Genomic DNA, 24,495 nt, shown 5'->3' with positions numbered 1-24,495 from the left:
GATCTGGACGGTTCACAAGATGCGTCATCGTCCGGAGGACATGATGTGGAATACGGAGGACGCGAGGATGCCGGGGGCTCCGCGCTCAGCGGCGAGGCGAGACCCGGAAGGCGGCCATCCGCGCCGCGAGCACCTCCGGAGTGTCGAGGTCCGCCCACCCGATGCGCACGAGACGCTTCTGCGTCACACCTCGGATCCAGTCCTCCCGCTGCTTCTCCTGGAGCAGGATGTCGTCCAGGTGCCGACCGGCGCGGAGCTCACCGTCGCGGTATTTGACCGCACCGTCGAACTCGACCAGGACTCCCTCGTCCTCCAGCTCGATGTCAACGCGATAGTCCGAGCCCGCGGGCCCGCGCACGGGGACCTGGAGCCGGAATCGGGCGAATCCGATCTCGGCCAACATCCAGCGCGCGATGCTCTCGCCCGTGCTCTCGGCGAGACGGTTCGCGAAGGCGATGGCCGCCTCGGCTCGGGCCGCTCCGCGGGAGCCGCGCTTGCGCCGACCGATGGCGAGCACGCCCTGACGCCAGCGCTCGACCGCCTCCGGATCGCCGCCGGAATCGGCCGCCACGATGCGCAGCGCTGCGTCCGCTGCGGCGACACCGCTTGACGGCGGGAGGACTCGACACACATCCCAGAGCGTGCGAGCCAACGTCGTGCACGGCACACCGAATCGGGCCGTGATCTCGGAGGGCTCGAGTCGATCCGCATGTCGGCGTAGCGCCGGACGGCTGGTCATCCGGTCACCCGACGGCATGCTCATATGAACCGCATCAGGGACGTGCCTTGCGAGCGGCAGCCCCCACAGCACCGCTGCAGATTGATACGAGAACACACTCGTCCCGTCATGCCGTTCGCCGTCGGCGGCGGCGATCTCGACGAGGTGGCGCGCTTCGGGCCACAGATCATCAAACGGCTCGGCGAGGACGTAGCGGTTGCGTTGGATCCTCCGCATCCGACCGTCCTTCACCGCCTCCGTGATGTCACGCGACCGCCACCCGGCGCGTTCCAGAGTGGCGCGATCCAGAACCAGCCGGCGCGCCTCGGCGAAGGAGATATGACGGGGCATGCAGCGAGCCTCGCCGCTCCGACTCGGCCCGAGGGACACGCCTGCCGGATCGGGGAGGCAGCGGGATCCCCGAGGCGCAGTGGAGGAAAGAACGACAGTTCCACATCATGTGAACTGTTCGAGGGCGCATGTTCTGCGCAGTCGACGACGTGTGATGTCGACCGGAGAACATGATGTGGACGACAGAGCGGATGCCGGGCGGCAGGGCGCGCGCTCGGCGCGGGGCGGCGCGGGGCGCGATCAGCGCGTGCTGAAGGCGGCGTCGAAGGCGGCGGCGGACGGCTCGTAGGTCGACAGGCGGCGGACGAAGGCGAGGGCCTCGGGGGCTCCGACGAGGCGATCCATGCCCGCGTCCTCCCACTCGACCGACAAGGGTCCCGTGTAGCCGATCGCATTCAGCATGCGGAAGGCGTCCTCCCACGGAACGTCGCCGTGCCCGGTGGAGATGAAGTCCCAGCCGCGACGCGGGTCGGCCCACGCGAGGTGCGACGACAACCGGCCGTTCCTGCCGTTGCCCAACCGCTTCTTCGTGTCCTTGCAGTGGACATGGATGATGCGGTCGCGGAAGTCCCAGAGGAACGACACCGGGTCGAGGTCCTGCCACACCATGTGGCTCGGGTCCCAGTTCAGCCCGAACGCCTCGCGGTGACCGATCGCGTCGAGGGCTCGGTGGGTCGTCCAGTAGTCGTAGGCGATCTCGGACGGATGCACTTCGTGCGCGAACCGCACGCCGACCTCGTCGAAGACGTCGAGGATGGGGTTCCACCGCCTGGCGAAGTCTTCGTAGCCGGCATCCACCATGTCCTGGGACGCCGGCGGGAACATCGCGACGTACTTCCAGATCGACGACCCCGTGAACCCCGTCACGATCTTCACTCCGAGCTTCGCCGCCATCCGCGCCGTGTCCTTCATGCCCTCCGACGCGCGCTGCCGGACGCCCTCGGCGTCGCCGTCGCCCCACACCCGGTCGGACAAGATGTCGCGGTGCCGCTGGTCGATGGGATCGTCGCACACCGCCTGGCCGCCGAGATGGTTGGCGATCGCGTGCACCTGAAGGCCGTTGCGGTCGAGGATCTCCTTGCGACTGCGGACGTACTCCGCGTCGTCCCAGCGGGAGACGTCGAGGTGATCGCCCCAGCAGGCGATCTCGAGACCGTCGTACCCCCAGCCTCCTGCGAGTCGTGCGACCTCTTCGAACGGGAGGTCGGCCCATTGGCCGGTGAACAGCGTGATGGGTCGCGCCATTGCGATTCCTTTCTCGGATGCGGGTCTCCCCGCGCGTCAGTCTGTGGTCGAGGTCCAGCGGCTGTCGGCCGCGGAGCTGCGCTCCACCGCGTCGAGGACCCGCTGCACGTGGAGACCGTCGGCGAAGGACGGTCGAGGCGCGGAGCCCGCGGCGATCGCCGTCGTGAAGTCCAGGACCTGGTGCGAGAAGCCGTGCTCGTAGCCGAGCATGTGTCCGGTCGGCCACCACGGCGCCAGATAGGGGTGATCGTGCTCGGTCACGAGGATGCGACGGAAGCCGAGCTCGGTCTCGGCCGCGGTCGCGTCGTAGAACTCGAGCTCGTTCAGCCGTTCGAGGTCGAACGCCAGCGCGCCCCGGGTGCCGGACACCTCGACGCGGAGGGCGTTCTTGCGCCCGGTCCGGTAGCGCGTGGCCTCGAAGGATGCGAGAGCACCGGAACGGAGTCGGCCGGTGAAGAGAGCGACGTCGTCGACGGTCACGCGGCCGCGCTCGGCGCTCGCGGTGCCCGACAGTCCGATGCCCTCGCCGAGGAGCGGCCGCTCGTCGACGAGCGTCTCGACGATGCCCGAGACGCTGTCGACCGTCTGCCCCGTGATGAACTCGGCGAGGTCGACGGCGTGCGCTCCGATGTCGCCGAGGGCGCCGGATCCCGCCTTCTGCTTGTCGAGTCGCCACGTCATCGGCGCCTCGGCATCCATCAGCCAGTCCTGCAGGTATTCGGCACGGACCTGGCGGATCTCGCCCAGCCGGCCTGCGGCGACGAGATCGCGGGCGAACGTCGCCGCGGGCACCCGGCGGTACGTGAAGCCGACCATCGAGCGGGTGCCGCGCGCCTCGGCGCGGGCCGCGGCCTGCGTCATCGCCTCGGCCTCGGCGACGGAGTTGGCCAGCGGCTTCTCGCACAGGACGTGCTTGCCCGCCTCGAGCGCGGCGATCGCGATCTCGGCATGCGTGTCGCCGGGCGTGACGATGTCGACCACGTCCACGTCGTCGCGGAGGATGGTCGCCCGCCAGTCGGCTGAGGACTCCGCCCAGCCCCACTTGGCCGCCGCAGCGGCGGCGCTGTCGGCGTCACGACCCGTCACGACGTGCAGCACCGGGTCGAGCGGGAGGTCGAAGAACCTCGGCGCGACCCGCCATCCCTGGGAATGAGCGGCTCCCATGAAGCCGTGGCCGATCATCGCGACCCGGAGCTTCTCCGTCATGTCGGTGTCCTCTCGGAAGTCGTGTGGGGGCGCCCACGCACCGGGCGCCCCCGGGGTGATCACTCGAAGGCGAGGTCGATGTACTGGTCGACGTTGTCCTTCGTGACGACCGGCGCGTCGAGGACGATACGGTTCGGGATGCCGGGGGTCACGATGTCACCGAGCGTCTTGCTCTGCGCGATCAGGCGCGCGAGTGCGACACCGTCGGCCGCCTGCGTCGACGGGTAGATGACGGTCGCCTTCAGCACGCTGTCGTCGTCCTTGATGGCTTCCATGGCGGCCTTGCTGCCCGCGCCTCCCATCATGAAGAACTCGTCGCGGCCGGCGGACTCGATGGCCGCGAGGACGCCGATGCCCTGGTCGTCGTCGTGGTTCCAGATGGCGTCGATCTTCGGGTTGGCCGAGAGCAGCTGGGATGCCGCGGACTCACCGCCGGCGACGGTGAAGTCAGCCGCGACACGCGCCGAGACGTCCAGCCCGCAGTCCTTCAGGGCATCGGCGAACCCCTGCGACCGGTCCTGCGTCAGCGGAAGCGAGTCGATGCCGGCGATCTCGGCCACCACTGCGTCGGACTTCCCGTCGAGCTGTTCGCAGATGTAGGTGCCCGCAGAGACGCCCATGCCGTAGTTGTCCCCGAGGATCGTCGCACGCGCGGCGAAGGGGCTCGAGAACTCCCGGTCGACGTTGATGACGGGGATGCCGGCGTTCATCGCGGCGATCGCGGCTTCGGTGAGAGCAGCGCCGTCGGTCGGAAGGAGGACGATGGCGTCCACCTTGTCGTTGACGAACGTCTCCACGGCTGCGATCTGGGCGATGGGGTCGTTCGTCCCCTCCGCCGTCTTCAGTTCGACGTCGTCGAAGCTCGCGGCGGCGTCGGCCGCACCCGAGTTGATGGCGCCCAGCCAGCCGTGGTCGGCTGCGGGACCGGAGAAGCCGATCGTGACGGTGTCACCGCTGGCGGCGTTCTCCTCCGTGGTGGTGCCTTGCCTCTCGGCACCGTTCTCGTCGGCTCCCGTGCCCGTACAGCCGACCAGCAGGCCGACCGAGGCGGCGGCGGCGACGCCGGTCAGGACGAGGCGCGTCCGCGCCGTCATGCGTGAGCGCATGTTTCCTCCTTGAATGTGATGCAGCTCTGGTGTGAAGCGACCAGCGCGCCTCTCGGCGTCGAGTACGCACCTGAGGAGGGTCAGCGCTGACGGGATGAACATAACAGAACGCACGCGCACGCCGTCAACTTTTGTTTTCTTTTCGACATAAGTCCGGTGACCTCAAAGTGCCGAGAATCAGCGCTTCCTCCAGGAGAATCGCGCTCAGCCACGCCGCGAGCGGTCCGGAGATGCACGTCGCGCAACTGGAATCGGTCGTGTTATGTTCGCCGCGTGATCAAAGTCGACCATGAATCGTCATTACTCGACGTCCGCGGCGTGACGAAGTCCTTCGCCGGCGTGCGCGCTCTGCGAGGAGTGGATCTCGCGGTCCGAGCCGGCGAGGTGCACTGCATCCTCGGTCAGAACGGTGCCGGCAAATCGACGCTCATCAAGACGCTCGCGGGTGTGCACCGACCCGACGACGGCGAGATCCGCTGGAACGGCGAGGTCGTCGAGATCGCAGACCCGGACGCCGGGCTCGCCCTGGGCATCGCGACGATGTATCAGGAGCTCGATGTCGTCGACGGGCTCAGCATCGCCGAGAACATCTTCCTCGGCCACGAACTCTCCCGCGGAGGGTTCACGCGACGCGGCGAGGCCGCCGCCCGGACGAGGGACCTTCTGACACGCCTGGGACACGGCTCGCTCTCTCCGAACACGGAGGTCGGCCAGCTGAGTGCAGCCAACAAGCAGATCGTGGCGATGGCGCGGGCGTTGTCTCACGACGTGAAGTTGATCATCATGGACGAGCCGTCGGCGGTCCTCGACGCCCACGAGGTGCAGAACCTCTTCGGCGTCGTCCGAGAGCTCACGTCCGCGGGCATCGCCGTCGTCTACATCACGCACCGCCTCGAGGAGATCCGACAGATCGGTGATCGCATCACGGTCCTCAAGGACGGTCGGACCACGGCGACCGGACTCCCCGTCGCCGGGACCTCGACGGCGGAGCTGATCCGGCTCATGACCGGCCGCGAGGTCGCCAACGTCTTCCCCGCCCCGGTCCCCCTCCCGGTTGACGCTCCCGTGGTCCTCGACGTCGAGGGTCTCTCGCTCCGGGGCGTCTTCGACGACGTCTCGTTCCGCGTGCGCGCCGGCGAGGTGGTCGGACTGGCTGGGCTCGTGGGATCGGGACGATCGGAGATCCTCGAGACCGTCTACGGCGCGCGACGAGCCACGTCCGGGTCGGTGACCGTGTCGGGGCGCTCGCTCCGGCGCGGCTCCGTCGTCGACGCGGTCGCTGCCGGCGTCGGGCTGTCGCCCGAGGAACGCAAGAGCCAGGGACTGGTTCTCGATGAACCGATCGCGATGAACGTGACGCTCCCGTCCATTCCGAAGTTCGCCCGCGGCGGCTTCGTCGACTTCCGGGCCGAGCGAGCGGCTGCCCGTTCTCAGATCGACGCGCTCGAGCTGCGACCGCCCGACCCCGACCGACCGGCGCGCACGCTCTCCGGCGGCAACCAGCAGAAGATCCTGCTGGCGAGGTGGCTCGTGCACGGCACCCGCGTCCTCCTGCTCGACGAACCGACGCGCGGCGTCGACGTCGGCGCCCGCGCCGAGATCTACGCCCTCATCCGGCGTCTGGCTGCGGAGGGGAACGCCGTCGTGGTCGTCTCGAGCGAGATCGAAGAGGTGATCGGTCTGTCCGACACCGTCCTGGTGATCGCGGAGGGCCGCATCCTCTCCACTCTCCCGTCCTCCCAGATCGACGAGCACGGAGTGCTCGACCTCGTCATGAAAGGAACCGCCGCGTGAGCGAGCAGACCACCACGGGAGCGGACGCACCGCTGACCCCGAGCGAGCCCCCGACGACCACGTCGACCGTCACTGCCCCCGACGCCCCGATGTGGCGACGCATCCTGTCCGGCTCGGTGGGACGCAATCTCGGCCTCGTCCTCGCCCTCCTCGTGCTCGTCATCGTGGGCGCCGCGACCGCACCCGACACTTTCCTCGGCCTGTCGAACATCATGGTCATCCTGCGCCAGGCCTCCATCGTGGGCGTCATCAGCATCGGGATGACGCTCGTCATCATCGCGGGCGGGATCGACCTCTCCGTCGGCTCCGTTCTGGGGCTCGCGTCCGTCGTCGGTGCGCTCGCGGCCGTGCAGGATCTCGCCGATCAGACCCACTGGATCGTCATGGTCGTCATCGCGATGGCCGTCGGCGTCTTCGCCGGACTCGTGAACGGCATCGTCATCGCCTACGGCAACGTGGTCGCCTTCATGGCGACTCTCGCCATGCTCGTCGGGGCCCGCGGGCTGGCCGAGATCCTGGCGGACCGACGGACCCTGCAGGTCGGCGGGCAGCGCGAGTTCATCACGTTCATGAACCTCGACATCCTCGGGGTCGACATGCTGATCTGGATCTTCCTCGTCGTCTCGGTCCTCGGATGGGTCCTGCTGAACCGGACCACCTTCGGCAGGCGGACGGTCGCGATCGGCGGAAACCGTGAGGCTGCGCGTCTGGCCGGCATCAACGTGAAGCGACACGTGCTCTATCTCTACGCGCTGTCGGGACTGTGCGCGGGAATCGCGGGCGTGATGATCCTCGGGCGCACCACGGCGGGCACATCCGTCAACGGGCAGCTCTACGAGCTGGACGCCATCGCCGCGGTCGTCGTGGGCGGAACCCTCCTGATCGGCGGACGGGGGACGATCACCGGCACGGTCCTCGGCGTCCTGATCTTCCAGACCCTCACCAACGTCTTCATCCAGAACAACCTGACCTCGTCGGTCCAGGCCGTGGCGAAGGGCGTCATCATCGTCGTCGCCGTGCTGCTGCAGCAGAGGTTCGCCCGTCCGGCCGGTCGATCGTCCTGACTCCGCGTTCCCGGGCGCGTCACATGCGGGGCGGCCATACGGACACGGGGGACAATGGACGCGCGTCGAGCCGAGCCGTCGGCGGCAGGACCTGGAAGAAGTGACCCGATGACAGACACCACCACCCTCGCCTCCGGCGTCGGCGAACTCTTCCAGCTGTTGCGGGACGGGGTCCCCCGCACCCGCGCCGAGCTCGCCAAGTCGACGGGGCTGGCGCGCTCGACGATCGCGGCGCGCGTCGACGAACTCATGCGGATGGGCCTGGTGACCGCGGTCGCGGACAAGGTGTCGACCGGCGGGCGACCGCCCTCGCAATTCGCGTTGAACCCCGGGGCGAGAGTCGTCATCGCCGCCGACCTCGGGGCCTCGCACGCGACGGTGGCCGTCGCCGATCTCGCCGGGACGATCCTCGCGGAGTCCTCGGAGCGCATCGACATCGCCGATGGGCCGGATGCCGTGCTGTCATGGCTCCTCGACGGCGCCCGTCGTCTGCTGTCCGAGGTCGGCCGCGACGACTCATCCGTCGCCGCCGTCGGTATCGGCGTCCCCGGTCCGGTGGAGCATTCCAGCGGGCGGCCGTCCACTCCCCCGATCATGCCGGGATGGGACGGCTTCGACATCCCCGGGTGGCTGCAGGAGCACATCGACGTCCCCGTCCTCGTCGACAACGACGTGAACACGATGGCTCTCGGCGAGCGCGCCGTCGCCTGGCCCTCCGTCGACAACCTCCTCTTCGTGAAGATCGCCACCGGTATCGGCGCGGGTCTCATCTCGGACGGCCACCTTCAGCGCGGCGCTCAGGGCGTCGCGGGCGACATCGGACACGTACATGTCTCTCGCGGCGGAGAGGTCCCCTGCACCTGCGGCAATCGCGGCTGCCTCGAGGCCCTCGCCTCCGGGCCCGCCATCGCCCGGAGCCTGCGCGCGATCGGGGTCGAAGCCCACACCAGCAACGACGTGGTCGACCTCGTCAAGAGCGGCAACGTCGATGCCATCCAAGCCGTGCGGCAGGCGGGGCGCGACATCGGCGAGGTCCTCACGACGTGCGTCAGCCTGGTCAACCCGTCGGTCATCGCCATCGGCGGATCCATGGCCCGGGTCGGTGAGCACCTCATCGCCGGGGTGCGCGAAGTGGTCTATGCGCGGTCCGCCCCGCTGGCCACGGCGCACCTCTCCATCGTGCAATCCGCCACGGGAGCCGAGGCCGGCGTTCTGGGCGCCAGCATCCTGGCGGTCGAACACGCCCTGTCCCGCGACGTCCTCTCGGCCGCGGCTGCGCCGTCGTCGTGAGCCGGCGACGGCGGGTCTGAGCCGTCGTGCGGGAGGGGCGACTTAGGATCGACGGGTGACCCCCGAACTCGCCGCCCGGATCGTCGCGGACTCCCGCGACCGGGTCGCGTGGATGCGGGCACGCTCCCGCGGGATCACCGCCACCGACGTCGCAACGCTCACCAGCGAGCGGGCGATCGCCCGCGCCGCCGAGGCGAAGCTCAACGGGTCGGGCTTCAGCGGAAACGCCTACACCGACCACGGCCGACGCCGCGAGCCCGAGATCGCCGCGTGGGTCGCGGCGACCCACGGCATCCGTCCGTCCTCCGCCCTCTTCCACGCCGAGGTCGAGAAGCGTCACCTCGCGACCCCGGACGGGATCATGGTGGATGCCGGGGGTCGCGTGGTCCTGGCCGAGATCAAGACGACCAACAAGACGTGGAAGTCCATCCCCCGGACCTACCTGCGTCAGGTGTGGTGGCAGCAGCACGTTCTTGGCGCCGAGCGCACGCTCGTCGTGTGGGAGGAGCATCAGGACTTCGTGCCGCTCCGTGACGAACCGCGATGCGCGTGGATCGACCGCGACGAGGCCGAGATCGGCTCGCTGGTCCGTCTCGCGACGGCACTGATCGACGAGCTGTACCACCGCACGACCGGCAACACCCCGCCCCGGCGAGAGCCCGCGGCACCGGTCAGCCGTCGCGAGCAGCTGCGCGAGCGCGACATCTTCCGCGCGCTCGCCCTCGCCGACTGAGTCGCAGGATCATGCCCGGCCGCGTCCGGCCCCTTTCGCGTGCCCTCGCGCCGATTCGACCGATAGTTGACACGGATCAAACATCCACATATAGTTGACCTCTCTCAATCTTTGACGCGTGTCAACCATCTGGAGCTGTACATGACCACCACCACTCCGACTCGTCGTCGGGTGCTCGCCCCGCTGTCGGGCCTTCTTCTCGGCATGTTCGTCTCGATGATCGCCTCGACCGTCGTGTCGACCTCGCTGCCGGTGATCATCCACGACCTGAACGGTGACCAGAGCGCCTACACCTGGGTCGTCACCGCCACCCTGCTCACCACCGCCATCTCGACGCCCATCTGGGGCAAGCTCGCCGACCTCATGGGCCGTAAGACGCTGTACCAGATCGCCCTCGTGATCTTCGTCCTCGCAACGGCAGCCGCCGGCTTCGCGCAGGACCCCGGCACTCTCATCGCCTTCCGCGCCGCACAGGGCGTCGGCGCCGGAGGCCTCGCCGCTCTCAGCCAGGTGCTCATGGCCGACATCATCAGTCCTCGCGAGCGCGGTCGGTACATGGGCCTGTTCGGGGCCGTCATGGCCGTCGCCACCGTCGGGGGACCACTCCTGGGCGGCGTCATCACCGACGGATTCGGGTGGCGCTGGAACTTCTTCGTCTCCCTCCCTGTGGCCGTCGCGGCGCTCATCATGGTGCAGCGAACGATCCCCGCATCCGCGCCGTCCAGCCGGCGTCCGAAGATCGACTACATCGGGATCGTGCTGCTGTCGACCGCCGTCTCGCTCCTACTCATCTGGGTCACCAGCGCCGGTCGCGACTACGACTGGTGGAGCACCGAGACGATCCTCATGGTCGGCGGCGCCGTCCTCGCCGCGATCCTGTTCGTCATCGTCGAACTGCGCACCTCGGAGCCCCTCGTCCCGCTGACGCTGTTCCGCGACCGCACCTTCACCCTCGCCGTGGTCGCCTCGATCGCGACCGGCATCGCGATGTTCGGCGCATCGGTCTTCCTCGGTCAGTACATGCAGATGGCCCGCGGCGCGACGCCGACGGAAGCCGGCCTCATGACGATCCCGATGATCGCCGGCCTCCTGCTCTCGTCCGTGGGAGTCGGCGCTCTCATCACCCGCTACGGGCACTGGAAGCCGTACCTCGTCGTCGGCAGCATCCTCTTGACCGCGGGCGCCGCGCTCCTGTCGACGATCCACTACGACACCGACTTCTTCCTCGTCTCGGTCTACATGTTCCTGCTCGGCGCCGGCGTCGGCATGACGATGCAGAACCTCGTCCTGGCCGTCCAGAACAGTGCCAAGCCGAGCGAGATCGGCGTCGCCAGCTCGGGCGTCACGTTCTTCCGCAGCCTCGGCGGCACGATCGGCGTCTCGCTCATGGGCGCCGCTCTCGCGTCGCGCGTCGCGGACCTCTTCACCGGCGCGCATGATCGCCTGATCGAGACCCTGACCGCTCTCGGCCCGTCCGGGGCCGCATGGGGCACGCAGCTCAGCTCGGGCACGCTCCCCCGCGTCTCCGAGATGCCCGAGCAGCTCCGGGTCATCGTCGAGGACATCTACGCCCAAGGCATCTCGTCCGCGTTCCTGATCGCCGTGCCGTTCGGCATCCTGAGCATCCTCGCGGTGATCTTCCTGCCGAACCGGTCGCTCAGCACGATGACCACCTCGGAGCGTCGCAACGCCTCGGAGGCGGATCTGGCCACGGTGTCGGTCCCCGCCGGCATGGACGGCATCACCGCGACCGGCGCCGTGCCCGTCGCCGACGCTGATGCGGGCCCCGACGCTCAGGCCGAGGCGACGACCCGCCGATAACATGGGCGAGATGTCCACGCAGTCCGATCGAGAGGCGCGCACCCTGGCGGTGCGCGCCCTCGAGGGCGAATTCAGCGATCTGATCGCCCTGTTCCGCCGAAGGATCATCGAGAACGCCAACAGCGTCAGCCCCGGCATGCTGCCGGGTGCCTACAAGGTCTTCACGACGATCGCCCGCCACGAGCCGATCACGCAGTCCGCCCTCGCCGAGATGCTCATCCTCGACAAGGGGCAGCTGAGCCGCACGGTCCGCGAGCTCACCGATCTGGAGCTCATCGAACGCACCCCCGACCCGACCGACGGTCGCTCCAGTCTCTTGACGGCGACCGATCACGGCCGCGAGCGGCTGGCCGCGGCCCGCGGTCCGCAAGAGGGTGCCCTGCTCGAGGCTCTCAGCGACTGGCGCGTCGAGGACATCGAGAACCTCGCGCACCTGCTGCACGCCCTCGTCGCCGGATCGCGGCCCGACGGCGGCCCCACGACGTAGGCCACGCCGGACACGACGACACGCGTTTCTCGACCCGGTGATGCCGACGTAACACCGCCGAGACAATCGCGCGATTGACTGGTCGTCCACCGAGCACCCCCAGCGTCCGCCGTCGAGCGCTGGTGAGAAGGAGCAGCCGATGCGATTCCGGCCGCTGCGATCCGCAGCCCCCACCACGAGCGAGGTGGTCGAGGTGACCGCCCCTCCCACGGACATGCGCGCCATCGTCTACGACGCGCCCGGCGCAGCCGACGTTCTGCGCGAGGAGCAGATTCCGGTGCCCGAGCCCGCAATGAGCGAACTCCTGGTGCGCGTGGTCGCCGCCGGAGCCAACCCGATCGATGCGAAGACCCGCTCCGGCCGCGGGGTCACGGGGCAGATCCCCGGCTACCCGACCACACTCGGCTTCGACTTCAGCGGCATCGTCGTGAAGAGCCCGTTCGAGGCGCACCCGCTGCAGCCGGGTGAGCAGGTCTTCGGCATGGTGCCGTTCCCCCGCTCGGGTGGCGCCTACGCCGAGTACGTGGTCGTCCCCAGCCTCTCCGTCGCCCGTAAGCCGACATCGCTCTCGCACGTCGAAGCCGCGGGGGTCCCCCTCGCCGCACTGACCGCGTGGGGGCTCGTCGTCGAGACGGCTCACGCTCACGAGGGTCAGCGTGTGCTCATCCATGCCGGGTCCGGTGGCGTGGGGCACTTCGCCGTGCAGCTGGCCGCCTACTTCGGCGCGCACGTCACGGCGACCGGGTCGGCGGCCAACCTCGCCTGGCTCCGGGAACTCGGGGCATCCGTGGTCGTGGACTACTCGACGACACGGTTCGAGGACGTCGTGGGCGAGATGGACGTCGTCATCGACCTCGTCGGCAATGTGCACGACGACACGGGCACGCGGTCGCTGACGGTCCTGCGCCCCGGCGGTCTGTACGTCATGGTCCCGACGGGGGCGTGGCCAGGATATGCGGATGCCGCCGCAGCTGCCGGTGTGCGCGCGACGACGTACAAGGTCGTCCCCGACGGATCGGTGCTCGCGACGCTCGGGCGCCTCCTCGACTCGAGATCGATCCAGGTCTTCATCGACCGCGTGTTCGACCTCGCCGACGCCGCCGCCGCCCACCGCGAGATCGAGCGGGGCCACGTACGCGGCAAAGTCGTGCTGACGGTGGCGGACGCGTGATGCGGCGGGTCAGGCTGGTGATCCGCGGCGTCGTCCAGGGCGTCGGGTTCCGCTACTCGATGCAGCACGTCGCCCGCGGCGCCGGTGCCACGGGCTGGGTCCGCAACCTCGCAGGCGGCTCCGTCGAAGCAGAGGTGCAGGGGGGTGCCGCCGTGGTGGAATCCGTCGTGGACTGGGCCGCGACCGGACCTCGCGGCGCCGTCGTCGACGACGTCGCCGGGACCGAGATGCCGCCGGTGGATGACGAGGACGGATTCGAGATCCGCCGGGACGCGTGAGGGGGTCAGTCCTCGAGGGGCCGGAGGATGCGGTCGAGGAAGCGACGCGTGCGCTCGTTCTTCGGCGCCGTGAAGATGTCGCGCGGACGCCCCCGCTCGACGATGACGCCGTCGTCGAAGAAGACCACTTCGTCGGCCACCTGGCGGGCGAACTGGAGTTCGTGGGTGACGATGACCATCGTCCATCCCTCGTCGGCGAGCTCTTTCAGGACGAGGAGCACCTCGCCGACCAGCTCCGGGTCGAGGGCACTGGTCGGCTCGTCGAACAGCAGGACGTCGGGTGTGAGAGCGAGAGCCCGGACGATTCCGACGCGCTGCTGCTGTCCGCCGGAGAGCTCGTGCGGGTACGCGTCGCGCTTCTCGGCCAGACCCACGCGAGCCAGCAGCCGCTCGGCCTCGGCGACTGCGGCATCCTTCGCCGCACCGTGGGCGTGAACGGGGCCTTCGATCACGTTCTCGAGCACGGTGAGGTGCGGGAAGAGGTTGTTCTGCTGGAAGACCATGGCGGACCGATCGCGGAGGGCCGCGCGCTGCTGCTTCGCCGCCTTGCCCCGCACCGGCTCCGCGAAGTCGTGACGCTGACCGTCGGAGAAGACGACGACACCGGCGTCGGGGGTCTCGAGGCCGTTGAGGCATCGCAGGACCGTGGTCTTGCCCGATCCGCTCGGGCCGATCAGGCAGACGACCTGCCCCGGTGAGACCGAGAAGTCGACCCCGTCGAGGACGACGTTCTCGCCGAACGATTTGCGGAGCCCGGTGACGGTGAGCAGGGGTGCGTCAGTGTGCGACACGGCGGTCGAGCCTCCGTTCGATGCGGCCCTGACCGAAGGACAGGACGAGGCAGAAGAGCCAGTAGATGAACGCCGCCTCGATGTAGATGATGAGGAACTCCGAGCTGAACGCGGCGATGCGTTGGGCGGCGAGGAACATCTCGGCCACGGTGATCGAGGCGACGAGCGAGGTGTCCTTCACGAGCGAGATGAACGTGTTCGACAGCGGCGGGACCGAGACGCGCGCCGCCTGCGGGAGGATGATGCGCCGCAGAGCCGTCGACCGCGAGAGGCCGACGGTGAAGCCCGCTTCCCACTGCCCCTTCGGCACCGACAGGATCGCCGCCCGCACCACCTCCGCGGCGTAACCGCCCACGTTCAGCGACAGGGCGATGACCGCCGCCAGGTACGCGTTGATCAGCACACCTATCTGGGGCAGACCGTAGAAGATCACGAAGATCTGCACGAGGAGCGGGGTGCCTCGGATCGCCGAGATGTAGAACCGGGCGATCCCCGAGAGGATCCGGCTGCCCGAGATGCGCATGAGTGCGGCGGCGATCGCGAGGACCAGACCGATCGCGAAGGAGATCAGCGCGAGCGGGATCGTGACGGTGATCCCCGCACTGAACATGGGCCAGAACGAGGTCAGGATCAGGTGCCATGTATCGGTGTCCACCGGCATCCTTTCGCAGAACGTGGAACGGGCTCGGCGGTCGCGTTTCCGCGCTCCGCCGAGCCCGCCGGGGCCGGTGTCACTCGGTGACGTCGGCTCCGAAGTACTTGTCGCTGATCTTGGCGAGGGTTCCATCTTCGCGCAGGTCGGCCAGCGCATCGTCGATCTTCTCGATGAGCGCCTTCTTGTTCTTCGTGGTGACGACCGCGCTCTCGGCGGGGTCGGTCTCCGCCGCGATCTTCAGGCCCGTCGGCCCGTCGGTCTTCTCGTAGTCCAGGAAGGTCAGCTTGTCGTTGACGGTCGCCTCGACGCGGCCCTGACGAAGCAGCTCGACGGCCTGAGCCCAGCCCTCGATCGGGGTGACATCGGCGCCGGCCTCTTCGGCGAGCTTGTAGAAGTTGCTCGTCAGGGACTGCGCGGTCTTCTTGCCCTTGAGGTCGGCGAAGCTCGAGATCGAGTCGTCGTCGTCCTTGACCACGACGACGCTCGGCGAGACCGTGTACGGCTCGCTGAAGAGGTACTTCTGCTCACGCTCGGGGTTGATCGAGACCTGGTTCGCGATGACGTCGACGCGACCCGCGTCGAGACCCGCGAAGATGCCGTCCCACTGCGTCTCCTGGAACTCGACGTTCAGGTCGAGCTTCTTCGCCACGGCTTCGATGATCTCGACGTCGTACCCGACGAGCTTTCCGCTCTCGTCGTGGTACGTGAAGGGACGGTACGTGCCCTCCGTCGCGACGGTCAGGGTCCCCGCCTTCGCAAGACCGAGGTCATCGCCGGCGCCCGATCCGTTCGAGCTCGAGGAGCAGGCGGTCAGTGCCAGGGCGGCGCTGAGGGCGAGGGCTCCGAGGGCGGCGGTACGGCGACGGGACATGGGTCTCCTTGGTGAGGGGGTGAGGATCGGCACGCAGGCGCGGTGGCGCGCGCGGCCCCTCAGTACAACACGCATCCGCGTGAATGATTCCCGTGGGTGACGGACTGTTTCAGCGCGAGCGGGCCGGAACCCCTGCGGCGAGCTCCGCGAAGACCTCGTCCGCGTCGTCCGAGCGCGACAGCCCCGCCGCCTGGCCCGCCCACAGCGAGATCAGGTCCGCGTCATCCCGCGCCGCCGCGCGGAATGCCCCGGTCAGCCAGTTCTGCGCGGGGAAGGGCGCGACGGCATCCGTCTCTTCGATGGTGCGGACGGCCCGATTCGGGATGCCGCGGGCCAACCGCCCGCTCATCGCACGGGTGAGGATCGTGTCGGTGTCCGCCGCCGTCCGCAGCGCGTCGCGGTGGGCATCGGAGGCCGCCGACTGCCGAGTGCGCAGGAACGCACTCCCCACCTGCACGCCCGAGGCACCGAGCGCGAATGCCGCCGCGACGCCCCGGCGGTCGGCGATCCCGCCCGCCGCGACGACCGGCACGTCGACCGCGTCGACGACCTGCGGGACAAGGGCGAGGGCGCCCACGAGCGAGTCCTCCGCCCGCCGCAGGAAGCTCACGCGATGCCCGGCGGCCTCCGCGCCGCTCGCGACGATCGCGTCCACTCCCCCGGCCGCCAGCGCGACGGCCTCCGCGACGGAGGTGGCCGTCCCCACGACGCGGATGCCGCGGCGATGAGCCTCGGCCACGACGTCGGCCGCGGGGACGCCGAACACCACACTGAGGACCGCGGGCGCGGCATCCCATACCGCGTCGAGCTGCTCGTCGAGCGAGGGCAGAAAGACGTCCGGCAGCGGCGGCGGGGTCGCCCCGGCGCTGGCGAACAGCGGTGCCGTCGCCGCACGGGCGGCGGCGAGGTCCGCGTCCCCGGGCTCGACCTCGTCACCGGTGGGCAGCCAGAGGTTCAGCGCGAACGGCCGGCTGGTCGCGTCGCGCAGGGCCGCCGCCGTCTCGCGGATCCGATCACCCGAGTACGCGTAGAGCCCGAACGATCCGAGACCGCCCCCGCGGCTCACGCTCGCTGTCAACGCGATCGAGGAAAGCCCGCCGAAGGGCCCCAGCACGATCGGTGCGTCGATGCCGAACAGCGTCAGGATGTCGCGGGCCACGCGACGACGCTACCAAGGCGGGGACGACGAAGGGGCCCCACCCGGAGGTGGAGCCCCTTGCTGTGTCTGCGACTCAGACGAGAGCGTTGACGTCCAGCGGGATGCCGGGACCGAACGTGGTCGAGATGGCGCCCTTCTGGATGTAGCGGCCCTTCGAGCTCGACGGCTTCAGACGCACGATCTCTTCGAGAGCTGCGGTGAAGTTCTCGTTGAGCTGCTCGGCCGAGAACGATGCCTTGCCGACGACGAAGTGCACGTTGGCGTGCTTGTCGACACGGAACTCGATCTTTCCGCCCTTGATCTCCTCGACGGCCTTGGCCGGGTTGGGGGTCACGGTGCCGGTCTTCGGGTTCGGCATGAGGCCGCGGGGTCCGAGGACCTTTCCGAGGCGACCGACCTGGCCCATGAGCTCGGGGGTCGAGACGGCCGAGTCGAACGCGGTGTAGCCACCGGCGACCTTCTCGATGAGCTCGGCGCCACCGACCTCGTCCGCACCAGCGGCGAGAGCGGCTTCAGCGGCAGGACCGGTCGCGAACACGATGACGCGGGCGGTCTTGCCGGTGCCGTGGGGCAGGATGACCGTGCCACGGACCATCTGGTCCGCCTTGCGCGGGTCGACGGCGAGCTTCAGCGCGACCTCGACGGTCGAGTCGAACTTGGCCGAACCGGTCTCCTTGGCGAGGGCGACAGCCTGCTCGGAGGAGTAGAACGTGGAGCGGTCGATCTTGGCCGCTGCTGCTTCGTAAGCCTTGGACTTAGCCATTGTTCTGTTCCCCTCAGCTCTCGACCGTGATGCCCATGGAACGGGCGGTGCCGGCGATGATCAGCGAGGCGGCCTCGATGTCGTTGGCGTTCAGGTCGGGCATCTTCGTCTCGGCGATCTGGCGGACCTGATCCTTGGTGAGCTTCGCGACCTTGGTGGTGTGCGGGGTCGCAGAACCCTTCGCCACACCGGCGGCCTTCTTGATGAGCTCCGCGGCGGGCGGGGTCTTCAGGATGAACGTGAAGCTGCGGTCCTCGTAGACGGTGATCTCGACGGGGATGACGTTGCCGCGCTGCGACTCGGTCGCGGCGTTGTACGCCTTGCAGAACTCCATGATGTTGACGCCATGCTGACCGAGCGCGGGGCCGATCGGCGGCGCCGGGTTGGCTGCACCGGCGTTGATCTGAAGCTTGATCAGGCCGGTCACCTTCTTCTTCGGTGCCATTTCCTTTTCCTTTCACGAGCGAGACGGATGCCTCGTTCTCCCACGGCCCCGGCGGATCCGGGACGTGGTGGTGTCCGCGCGCACGACGAAACGGCGCACAAACCACATGAGTCTACCGCATCCGGCATCCCCTCGGCACGACGAAGGCCCCGCCGGAGCGGGGCCTTTGCAGCGCGGGCAGCGCTTACTGCTTGGTGACCTGATCGAAGCTGAGCTCGACCGGCGTCTCGCGCTCGAAGAGCGAGACGAGGACGGTGAGCTTGCCGCTCTCGGGCTTGATCTCGGAGATCGATCCGGGAAGGCCGGCGAACGAGCCCTCCTTGATCGTGATGGTCTCGCCGATCTCGAAGTCGACCTCGGTGATGACCGAGCGCGCCTGCGTCGCGGAGCCCTTCGTGGCGGTGGCGCCCTTGGCCGGCGCGACCTCCTTGGCCTCGACGAGCGGCTTCAGCATGTTGAACGCCTCTTCGAAGCGCAGCGGCGTCGGGTTGTGCGCGTTGCCGACGAAGCCGGTGACACCGGGGGTGTGGCGCACGACCGACCAGGTGTCCTCGTTGAGCTCCATGCGCACCAGCACGTAGCCCGGGATGCGCACGCGGTTGACCATCTTGCGCTGGCCGTTCTTGATCTCGACGACGTCCTCCATCGGGACCTCGACCTGGTAGATGTCGTCCTCGACTTCGAGCGTCGACTTGCGCTGCTCGATGTTGGCCTTCACCTTGCGCTCGAATCCGGCGTAGGAGTGGATGACGTACCACTTGCCCTCGAGCGAGCGGAGCTCCTGGCGGAACGCCTCGTAGGGGTCGTCCGGGGTCTCGTCCTCGTCGTCGCCGAGCTCGGGACCGTCGTAGGGGGCGACCTCGTCGGCGGCAGCCGCGGCCCGCTCCTCCTCTTCGTCGGCGAGCGACTCGGTGAGCACCTCGGCGGCGGCTTCGGCTTCATCGGCCTGGTCGATCTCGAGCGCGTCGTTGACGATGCGGTCGGCCTCGGGGTCCTCGATCACGACGGCGTCCTCTCCGGTCGGCTCGTCCTCGACGGGCTCGTCCTCTTCGATGTGCAGGGCGGCGTGCTCGGCGGACTCGGCGGAACGCTCCTGGCCCGCCAGGACGTTGCCCTCCTGCGCCTCGTCGTCCTCACTGGACTGCTCCGCGGCGGTCGACCAGTCGGCGTCGTCGACATATCGTTCGGTCACGTCATTCACTTCCCTGCAGGTTCGGCTTCGATGTTCGGCGGCAACGCGGCGGGCGGTTCCGATGATCCGGGATGCCGTCCGTCACCGCGACGGCTGATCGCCCGGCGTCACCTGGGAACGTCGAAGACGACGTTGGTGATCCAGGTGAAGAACAGGTCGAGCCCGTAGACGATGGCCATGACGACCACGACGAACCCCAGAACCACGAGGGTGAACTTCACCAGCTCCTGCCGGGTCGGAGTCACGACCTTGCGGAGCTCGGCGATCACCTGGCGGATGAAAAGGGCGATCCGCTGGAAGAAGTTGAGCTTCTTCTCACGGGTGGCGCCGCTGCTGGCAGCGACGACCTCGCCGTTCGGCTCATCCTGGACCATTCAACCCACCTGTTGCTCGGTTCGAGTCAGCTGACGCTGACGCGCAGGGCGGACAGGAATCGAACCTGCAACCTGCGGTTTTGGAGACCGCTGCTCTGCCAATTGAGCTACCGCCCTAAGGTCTTGCGACCCGGGGATCCACATCCTGTCCGACCCATGGGCACGGCAAAAGAATGCAGACAACTGCGTGGACAAGCATACGGCATGGCTCGGAGGGTGGCGAACGCGCGGCATCCCTCCTCGTCGTCCGCCGCCCTGGCTAGGCTGGATCGGCCGCTCCGCGGCGGGTGCTGCAGGGGGTGCGGCATCGGATGATCGACGACTACCGAGGAGCGCGGTGACCGACAGTACTGCCGCCCGACAGTTCCAGGTCGACCTGCGCGGGGTCATCGACCTGCTGAGCCGCCACATCTACTCGAGCCCGCGGGTGTTCCTGCGCGAACTGCTCCAGAACGCGGTGGACGCGATCGCCGCGCGACGCGCCGTGGACGGCCGCGGCGGCCGCATCCGCATCACCCCCGTCAGCGACCGGTCACCCGAGTTCGTGATGCGCGACGACGGCGTCGGGCTCACCGAGTCCGAGGTCGCCGACCTCCTGGCGACGGTGGGGCGCAGTTCCAAGCGGGACATCTTCGACCTGCCGCGCGAAGACTTCCTCGGCCAGTTCGGGATCGGCATGCTGTCGTGCTTCATGGTGTGCGACACGATCGTCATCCGCTCCCGGAGCGCTGCGGGCTCGCCTCCGGTCGAGTGGACCGGCCATTCGGACGGCACCTTCACCGTCACGCCCTACGCCGAGGACATCCCGGTCGGCACGAGCGTGCACCTCACGCCGCGCGCGGACACACCATCCCTGCTCGGGACGAGCACCGTCATGCAACTCGCCGAGACCTTCGGACGGTATCTGCCGCACACGGTCGTCGTCGATCTTCCCGGCGGCGGCGAGACGATCGTCACCGAGCCCGCCCCCTTCCTCGACGGTGATCTGGAGCAGCGGCTCGCCTACGGGCGGGAGCTCATCGGCGCTGAGCCCCTCGACGTCATCCCGCTGCACGTCCCGGGGACGCAGACGCGAGGGGTCGCCTTCGTCCTGCCCTTCGCCCCTCCCCCGTCTACGCGTCAGAGCACGCGCGTCTACCTGCGGCGGATGCTGCTGACCGAGCGTGCTGACGAGCTCCTGCCCGCGTGGGCGTTCTTCGCGCGAGCGGTCGTCGACTCCGGCACACTGCACCCCACCGCCAGTCGCGAGTCGCTCGTCGACGACGATGCGCTGGAACAGACCCGCGAGGAGATCGGAGAGGCGATCCGCCGCTGGATCCTCGAGCTCGCACTGCAGGACCCCGTGCGGCTGGCGCAGTTCGTGTCGATCCACGAGATCGCCCTCAAGTCCCTCGTCCGCCACGACGACGAGCTCGCCCGATTCGTCGCCCGATGGCTCTCGGTCGAGACGACCGCGGGGCATCTGCGCGTCGAGGAGCTGGCTCGCCGGTTCTCCACCATCCGCTACGCCGAGACGGTGGACGAGTTCCGCCAGGTGGCCGGCATGACCTCCGCCGGCGGCGTCCTCGTCAACGGCGGGTACCTCTACGACGCCGACCTCGTCCGCCGCATCCCCGAGCTGTTCCCCGGCGTGGAGGTGGAACGGGTCGACGTCGTCGGCGAGGTCGACCGACTCGATCTCGCGCCCCTCGACGACCGCGCCGCCGCGACGAGCCTCGAGGAGCGCGCGAAGGCGGCCCTCGAGGACGTCGACGTCGCGGTGCGAAGGTTCGACCGCCCTGATCTGCCGGGGCTGTTCGTCGCCGACCCGGACGTGCTCCGGGCGCTGGACCGCGGCCGCGCGCGCAGCGCGGGCGGGGCGTTGTGGGGCGGCGTCCTCGACCGCGCCGCGAACATCGCCTCGGGTGGTCGCAGCGCGGATGACCTCGCCGCCCGGCTCTGCCTGAACTGGACCAACCCGATGATCCGCAAGCTGGCCGCAACGCCGCCGGGTCGTGTCTTCGACCTGAGCGTCGAGTTGCTCTACGTGCAGTCGCTGCTCGCCGGCCATCACCCTCTCGGACCTCGCGACCGCACGATGATGTCGGACGCGCTGTCGGAGCTCGTCGACCGCGCCATCGACACCGACGCCCCTCCCGCGACAGAAGGAGTCTCATGACCGGCTACGCATCCCGCATCCGATCCCTCTTCGACGAGATCGACAACACCCCGTGGGGTCCGCAGGAGCAGGCGCTGGTCGCGCAAGCGGTCGCACTGGCGCAGGAGAGCGGCGACGAGCGCCTCGAGTACGAAGCCCGCCTGCGGCAGACCTCCAGCGCCAACATGGGCGGCGATACCGACCTCATGCTGACCTCGTTCGCGTGGTGTCTGGCACACCACGACGCCGACCCGGAGCGGTTCCCGGCCGAGGTCGAGGGCGCCGGCGACGTGCTGTGGCAGTACAAGTGGATGGCCAGCGCCCTCGCCAGTTCGCCGGAGTTCGCGTCGGAGCAGATCGCGGCTGTCCTCGACGACATGGAGGCGCACTACCAGCGCGCCGGCGTCGGCCCGAGCGGTGTCCTCATGGCCCGCTTCGAGGACGCCTGGGCCGCCGGTCGGATGGACGAGGCCGCGGAACTGCAGCGCACACTCGAGGCGACGCCGCGCGATGATTACAGCCACTGCGATGCGTGCGTGCGGAGCGAGTTCGCCGGCTTCTTCATCGAGACCGGCCGCGAAGAGGAAGCCATCCGCCTCGTCGGCGAGATGATCGAGAACGGCTTCTCGTGCGGCGAGGAGCCCGAGCACGCCCTGGCGCGCATCCTCCTCCCCTACCTGCGCGCCGGGATGCTCGATGAGGCGCGCACCGCGCACCTGCGCAGCTACCGTCTGGCGAAGGACAATCCCGACAACCTCTCGATCGTCGCGAAGAACGTCGTGTTCTGCGCGGTGACCGGCAACGAGGCGCGCGCGCTCGCTCTCGTCGAGCGACACCTGCCGTGGCTCGTCCACGACGGACTCGACGCCGACGCCCACGCGACGGCCCTCGGAGCCTTCGCGCTCGCCCTCGACGCCGTCGCCGCCGCCGGTCACCCCGAGCTCACCGTCCGCGGCTCGGACGCCGAGGCGCTCGCGCCCGTCTTCGGCCCGCACGACGGCCCGTGGCGCGTGGACGAGCTCGCCGGTGCTTCCTGGCGTGCCGCCGGCGACATCGCCGCGGCGTTCGACCGTCGCAACGGCACCGATGCGCACACCCGGAACCTCCAGCGGCTGCGCGAGGTCGGCGCCGAGCGCTACGACGTGCCGATCCGCTCGCACGATTTCTCCACGGTCGTCGCGCCCGCGCCGGCCCTGACCCGCGAGGAGCGGGCCGCACGCGCGGTCGCGCTCGCGCACGCCGGCTCCTCCGCAGCGATCGGCCCGCTCCGGGAGCTGCTGACGGATGCCGCCCCCGCAGAGGGCGTGGTGCTGTCCTCGCACCTGCTGGGCGGCCTCGTCGCCACCGACCGGATCTCGGAGGCCGAGGCGTTCCTGCCGCAGCGGCTGTCCATCCTCCGCGCCGCCGGACAGTCGGAGCAGGCGGATCTCGAGGAGCGCCTCGGGCTCGTCCTGTTCGGGAAGGACCTGGCAGGGGCCGGCGATGCCCTCAGTGCTGAGCTGGCCGCGGTCGCGGCGGCCCCCGCGGCGGTCCGGGGCGACCTCGTCGCGACGCTCGCGGTGGCGAAGATGTACGAGGGGTCACCTGCCGAAGCCCACGACCATGCGCGCGAAGCGGCACGCCTGTTCTCCGACGCGGGCGACGCGGTGCGCGCTCAGGGCGCCCGGCTGCTCGCGATCGATGCCGCCGCATCCGCTTCGCGGTTCGACGACGCTCGCGCGGACCTCACCTCCCTCCTGGCGGAGCCGATCAGCGACGGTCGTCGCGCCCGGGCCCTTGCGTCGCAGGCACGCTTGCACGGCGTGGCCGAGGAGTTCGCCGAGGGCGCGGCTGCGGCCGATGAGGTGGCGCGGCTGCTCCTCGCGCTCGGTGCGGACGACGTGCGCATCGCCGAGGCGTTCGTGCTGGCTGGAGCTCTGCACGAGGATGCCGGCGAGGCGTCGGTCGCCGCCGGCCGCTACCGCACGGCGGTCGAGCGGTACGAGTCCGCGGGTGCCCCCACGTCGGATGCGCGCTACCGACTCGGTCGGGCTATGATCGCGGCCGGGATGCCGGAGGAGGCCGTCGACGCGCTCCATCAGGTCCTCCAGGACGAGGTGGCCGCCGACGTGCCCGCCGGCTCGCGCGGCATCACCGTGGGACTGCTCGCGCGGGCGTACGAGGACGCGCGCGACTTCGGCAACGCCGTGGGCGCGTGGGGCTTCGCCGCCGACCTGCACGAGGAGGCGGGCGAGCCCGAGGGCCAGGCCTTCGCCCTCGTCGCGCAGGGGCGCCACCTCGGGAACTTCGGCGAGTACGACGAATCCGTCGTCGCGATCGAGACCGCCCTCGGCTTGACCGACGGTCGCGAAGATCAGATCGGTCTGCACGCCGAAGCGCTCCACCTGCTCGCTCAGGCGAAGATGCAGCGCGGCGACGACGACGCCTTCGAGGTGATCGACCGGGCGCTGGCCCTCGGCCGCGCGAACGAGGCCCACTGGTACGTCGCCGACGTGCTCGACACCCGCGCCCGGCTGCTGGCAGCCCGCGAGCGCGTCGACGAAGCCATGGCGACCGCCCTGCAGGCCGCGGACGGCTTCGCCGAGGCCGGCGACCCGGGCTCGGGCGCGGGGTCGGAGCTGCTGGCCGCCCGGCTGCTGGTCGGCGTCGATCGACCGGCCGATGCGGTCCTGCTCTACAGGTCCGCGATCGACCACGCGACCGAGGGCGGAAACGAGCCGCTCCGACAGCAGGCGGCGCTGGAACTGGGCGACCTTTACGAGGGTCTCGGCCGTCACGGCGAGGCCGCGGACATCCGCGCGACGACCTCGGCCTGATGCGCGAACGGTGAGGGGCGGCATCCGA

22 protein-coding genes and 1 tRNA gene are annotated in these 24,495 nt (G+C 69.5%); 10 read left to right on the top strand and 13 right to left on the bottom strand.

Annotated features, from left to right (window positions below):
* Window positions 1-85: 85 nt before the first annotated feature.
* The 4 genes from ACIQLK_RS06150 to ACIQLK_RS06135 all read right to left on the bottom strand — a co-directional run bounded on the left by ACIQLK_RS06150 (window position 86) and on the right by ACIQLK_RS06135 (window position 4,626).
* Window positions 86-1,069 (bottom strand): hypothetical protein, encoded by a 984-nt coding sequence (locus tag ACIQLK_RS06150; protein ID WP_400363459.1) that lies wholly within the window; start codon window positions 1,067-1,069, stop codon window positions 86-88.
* Window positions 1,070-1,309: 240 nt separating this feature from the next.
* Window positions 1,310-2,314, bottom strand: coding sequence for a sugar phosphate isomerase/epimerase family protein (locus ACIQLK_RS06145; protein WP_400363457.1), 1,005 nt, complete (start codon window positions 2,312-2,314; stop codon window positions 1,310-1,312).
* Between the two features lie 36 nt (window positions 2,315-2,350).
* Window positions 2,351-3,496, bottom strand: a complete 1,146-nt coding sequence (locus ACIQLK_RS06140; RefSeq protein ID WP_400363882.1) for a Gfo/Idh/MocA family protein — start codon at window positions 3,494-3,496, stop codon at window positions 2,351-2,353.
* Between the two features lie 83 nt (window positions 3,497-3,579).
* Entirely contained in the window at window positions 3,580-4,626 is a 1,047-nt protein-coding gene (locus tag ACIQLK_RS06135; protein WP_400363455.1) for a substrate-binding domain-containing protein, read from the bottom strand.
* A 318-nt stretch (window positions 4,627-4,944) separates the two neighbouring features.
* Here ACIQLK_RS06135 and ACIQLK_RS06130 point away from each other — a divergent pair, with 318 nt between their 5' ends.
* The 8 genes from ACIQLK_RS06130 (at window position 4,945) to ACIQLK_RS06095 (ending at window position 13,264) form a co-directional block, all read left to right on the top strand.
* Window positions 4,945-6,420 carry a sugar ABC transporter ATP-binding protein gene (locus ACIQLK_RS06130; RefSeq protein ID WP_400363879.1) on the top strand — a complete coding sequence of 492 codons (1,476 nt, stop codon included), beginning with the start codon at window positions 4,945-4,947 and terminating at the stop codon, window positions 6,418-6,420.
* Entirely contained in the window at window positions 6,417-7,484 is a 1,068-nt protein-coding gene (locus ACIQLK_RS06125; protein ID WP_400363453.1) for an ABC transporter permease, read from the top strand. The genes ACIQLK_RS06130 and ACIQLK_RS06125 overlap by 4 nt, the downstream gene beginning before the upstream one ends.
* A gap of 108 nt (window positions 7,485-7,592) precedes the next feature.
* Window positions 7,593-8,774: an ROK family protein gene (locus ACIQLK_RS06120; RefSeq protein WP_400363451.1), complete on the top strand. Its 1,182-nt coding sequence runs from the start codon at window positions 7,593-7,595 to the stop codon at window positions 8,772-8,774.
* 55 nt (window positions 8,775-8,829) lie between these two features.
* Window positions 8,830-9,507, top strand: a complete 678-nt coding sequence (locus ACIQLK_RS06115) for a YqaJ viral recombinase family protein (protein ID WP_400363449.1) — start codon at window positions 8,830-8,832, stop codon at window positions 9,505-9,507.
* A gap of 141 nt (window positions 9,508-9,648) precedes the next feature.
* A complete protein-coding gene (locus tag ACIQLK_RS06110; RefSeq protein WP_400363448.1) occupies window positions 9,649-11,328 on the top strand; it encodes an MDR family MFS transporter in 1,680 nt (559 codons plus the stop codon).
* Window position 11,329: 1 nt separating this feature from the next.
* A complete protein-coding gene (locus ACIQLK_RS06105) occupies window positions 11,330-11,815 on the top strand; it encodes a MarR family winged helix-turn-helix transcriptional regulator (protein WP_400363447.1) in 486 nt (161 codons plus the stop codon).
* Between the two features lie 139 nt (window positions 11,816-11,954).
* Window positions 11,955-12,986, top strand: coding sequence for an NADP-dependent oxidoreductase (locus ACIQLK_RS06100; protein WP_400363445.1), 1,032 nt, complete (start codon window positions 11,955-11,957; stop codon window positions 12,984-12,986).
* A gap of 17 nt (window positions 12,987-13,003) precedes the next feature.
* A complete protein-coding gene (locus tag ACIQLK_RS06095; protein WP_400363443.1) occupies window positions 13,004-13,264 on the top strand; it encodes an acylphosphatase in 261 nt (86 codons plus the stop codon).
* Window positions 13,265-13,269: 5 nt separating this feature from the next.
* Here the strand turns inward: ACIQLK_RS06095 and ACIQLK_RS06090 are convergent, their stop codons facing one another.
* The 9 genes from ACIQLK_RS06090 to ACIQLK_RS06050 form a co-directional block, all read right to left on the bottom strand.
* Window positions 13,270-14,055, bottom strand: coding sequence for an amino acid ABC transporter ATP-binding protein (locus tag ACIQLK_RS06090; protein WP_400363441.1), 786 nt, complete (start codon window positions 14,053-14,055; stop codon window positions 13,270-13,272).
* Window positions 14,042-14,716 carry an amino acid ABC transporter permease gene (locus tag ACIQLK_RS06085; RefSeq protein ID WP_400363439.1) on the bottom strand — a complete coding sequence of 225 codons (675 nt, stop codon included), beginning with the start codon at window positions 14,714-14,716 and terminating at the stop codon, window positions 14,042-14,044. The genes ACIQLK_RS06090 and ACIQLK_RS06085 overlap by 14 nt, the downstream gene beginning before the upstream one ends.
* A 70-nt stretch (window positions 14,717-14,786) precedes the next feature.
* Window positions 14,787-15,581 carry an amino acid ABC transporter substrate-binding protein gene (locus ACIQLK_RS06080; RefSeq protein ID WP_400363437.1) on the bottom strand — a complete coding sequence of 265 codons (795 nt, stop codon included), beginning with the start codon at window positions 15,579-15,581 and terminating at the stop codon, window positions 14,787-14,789.
* A 109-nt stretch (window positions 15,582-15,690) separates the two neighbouring features.
* A complete protein-coding gene (locus tag ACIQLK_RS06075) occupies window positions 15,691-16,740 on the bottom strand; it encodes an NAD(P)H-dependent flavin oxidoreductase (protein ID WP_400363435.1) in 1,050 nt (349 codons plus the stop codon).
* 73 nt (window positions 16,741-16,813) lie between these two features.
* Window positions 16,814-17,503 (bottom strand): 50S ribosomal protein L1, encoded by a 690-nt coding sequence (rplA, locus tag ACIQLK_RS06070; RefSeq protein WP_400363434.1) that lies wholly within the window; start codon window positions 17,501-17,503, stop codon window positions 16,814-16,816.
* A gap of 13 nt (window positions 17,504-17,516) precedes the next feature.
* Complete coding sequence (gene rplK, locus ACIQLK_RS06065; protein WP_018186960.1) at window positions 17,517-17,948, bottom strand: 50S ribosomal protein L11; 432 nt, start codon at window positions 17,946-17,948, stop codon at window positions 17,517-17,519.
* Window positions 17,949-18,132: 184 nt separating this feature from the next.
* Window positions 18,133-19,140, bottom strand: a complete 1,008-nt coding sequence (gene nusG / locus ACIQLK_RS06060) for a transcription termination/antitermination protein NusG (protein WP_400363432.1) — start codon at window positions 19,138-19,140, stop codon at window positions 18,133-18,135.
* Between the two features lie 107 nt (window positions 19,141-19,247).
* Window positions 19,248-19,514, bottom strand: coding sequence for a preprotein translocase subunit SecE (secE, locus tag ACIQLK_RS06055; RefSeq protein ID WP_400363430.1), 267 nt, complete (start codon window positions 19,512-19,514; stop codon window positions 19,248-19,250).
* Between the two features lie 44 nt (window positions 19,515-19,558).
* A tRNA-Trp gene (locus ACIQLK_RS06050) sits at window positions 19,559-19,631 on the bottom strand.
* A 220-nt stretch (window positions 19,632-19,851) separates the two neighbouring features.
* Between ACIQLK_RS06050 and ACIQLK_RS06045 the strand changes: the two genes are divergently transcribed.
* Window positions 19,852-21,672, top strand: coding sequence for an HSP90 family protein (locus tag ACIQLK_RS06045; protein WP_400363429.1), 1,821 nt, complete (start codon window positions 19,852-19,854; stop codon window positions 21,670-21,672).
* Window positions 21,669-24,467, top strand: coding sequence for a hypothetical protein (locus ACIQLK_RS06040; RefSeq protein WP_400363427.1), 2,799 nt, complete (start codon window positions 21,669-21,671; stop codon window positions 24,465-24,467). The genes ACIQLK_RS06045 and ACIQLK_RS06040 overlap by 4 nt, the downstream gene beginning before the upstream one ends.
* Window positions 24,468-24,495 lie beyond the last annotated feature (28 nt).

Source organism: Microbacterium sp. NPDC091382 (assembly GCF_044757025.1).
Lineage (GTDB): Bacteria > Actinomycetota > Actinomycetes > Actinomycetales > Microbacteriaceae > Microbacterium.
This window is presented reverse-complemented; position numbering and strand designations above follow the sequence as displayed.

Excerpts from the sequence above, each read along its gene's own strand:
- ACIQLK_RS06150 (WP_400363459.1), bottom strand. The coding sequence starts at position 1,069 with ATGCCCCGTCATATCTCCTTCGCCGAGGCGCGCCGGCTGGTTCTGGAT.
- ACIQLK_RS06145 (WP_400363457.1), bottom strand. The coding sequence starts at position 2,314 with ATGGCGCGACCCATCACGCTGTTCACCGGCCAATGGGCCGACCTCCCG.
- ACIQLK_RS06140 (WP_400363882.1), bottom strand. The coding sequence starts at position 3,496 with ATGATCGGCCACGGCTTCATGGGAGCCGCTCATTCCCAGGGATGGCGG.
- ACIQLK_RS06135 (WP_400363455.1), bottom strand. The coding sequence starts at position 4,626 with ATGCGCTCACGCATGACGGCGCGGACGCGCCTCGTCCTGACCGGCGTC.
- ACIQLK_RS06120 (WP_400363451.1), top strand. The coding sequence starts at position 7,593 with ATGACAGACACCACCACCCTCGCCTCCGGCGTCGGCGAACTCTTCCAG.
- ACIQLK_RS06110 (WP_400363448.1), top strand. The coding sequence starts at position 9,649 with ATGACCACCACCACTCCGACTCGTCGTCGGGTGCTCGCCCCGCTGTCG.
- ACIQLK_RS06105 (WP_400363447.1), top strand. The coding sequence starts at position 11,330 with ATGGGCGAGATGTCCACGCAGTCCGATCGAGAGGCGCGCACCCTGGCG.
- ACIQLK_RS06100 (WP_400363445.1), top strand. The coding sequence starts at position 11,955 with ATGCGATTCCGGCCGCTGCGATCCGCAGCCCCCACCACGAGCGAGGTG.
- ACIQLK_RS06085 (WP_400363439.1), bottom strand. The coding sequence starts at position 14,716 with ATGCCGGTGGACACCGATACATGGCACCTGATCCTGACCTCGTTCTGG.
- ACIQLK_RS06080 (WP_400363437.1), bottom strand. The coding sequence starts at position 15,581 with ATGTCCCGTCGCCGTACCGCCGCCCTCGGAGCCCTCGCCCTCAGCGCC.
- rplA (WP_400363434.1), bottom strand. The coding sequence starts at position 17,503 with ATGGCTAAGTCCAAGGCTTACGAAGCAGCAGCGGCCAAGATCGACCGC.
- rplK (WP_018186960.1), bottom strand. The coding sequence starts at position 17,948 with ATGGCACCGAAGAAGAAGGTGACCGGCCTGATCAAGCTTCAGATCAAC.
- secE (WP_400363430.1), bottom strand. The coding sequence starts at position 19,514 with ATGGTCCAGGATGAGCCGAACGGCGAGGTCGTCGCTGCCAGCAGCGGC.
- ACIQLK_RS06040 (WP_400363427.1), top strand. The coding sequence starts at position 21,669 with ATGACCGGCTACGCATCCCGCATCCGATCCCTCTTCGACGAGATCGAC.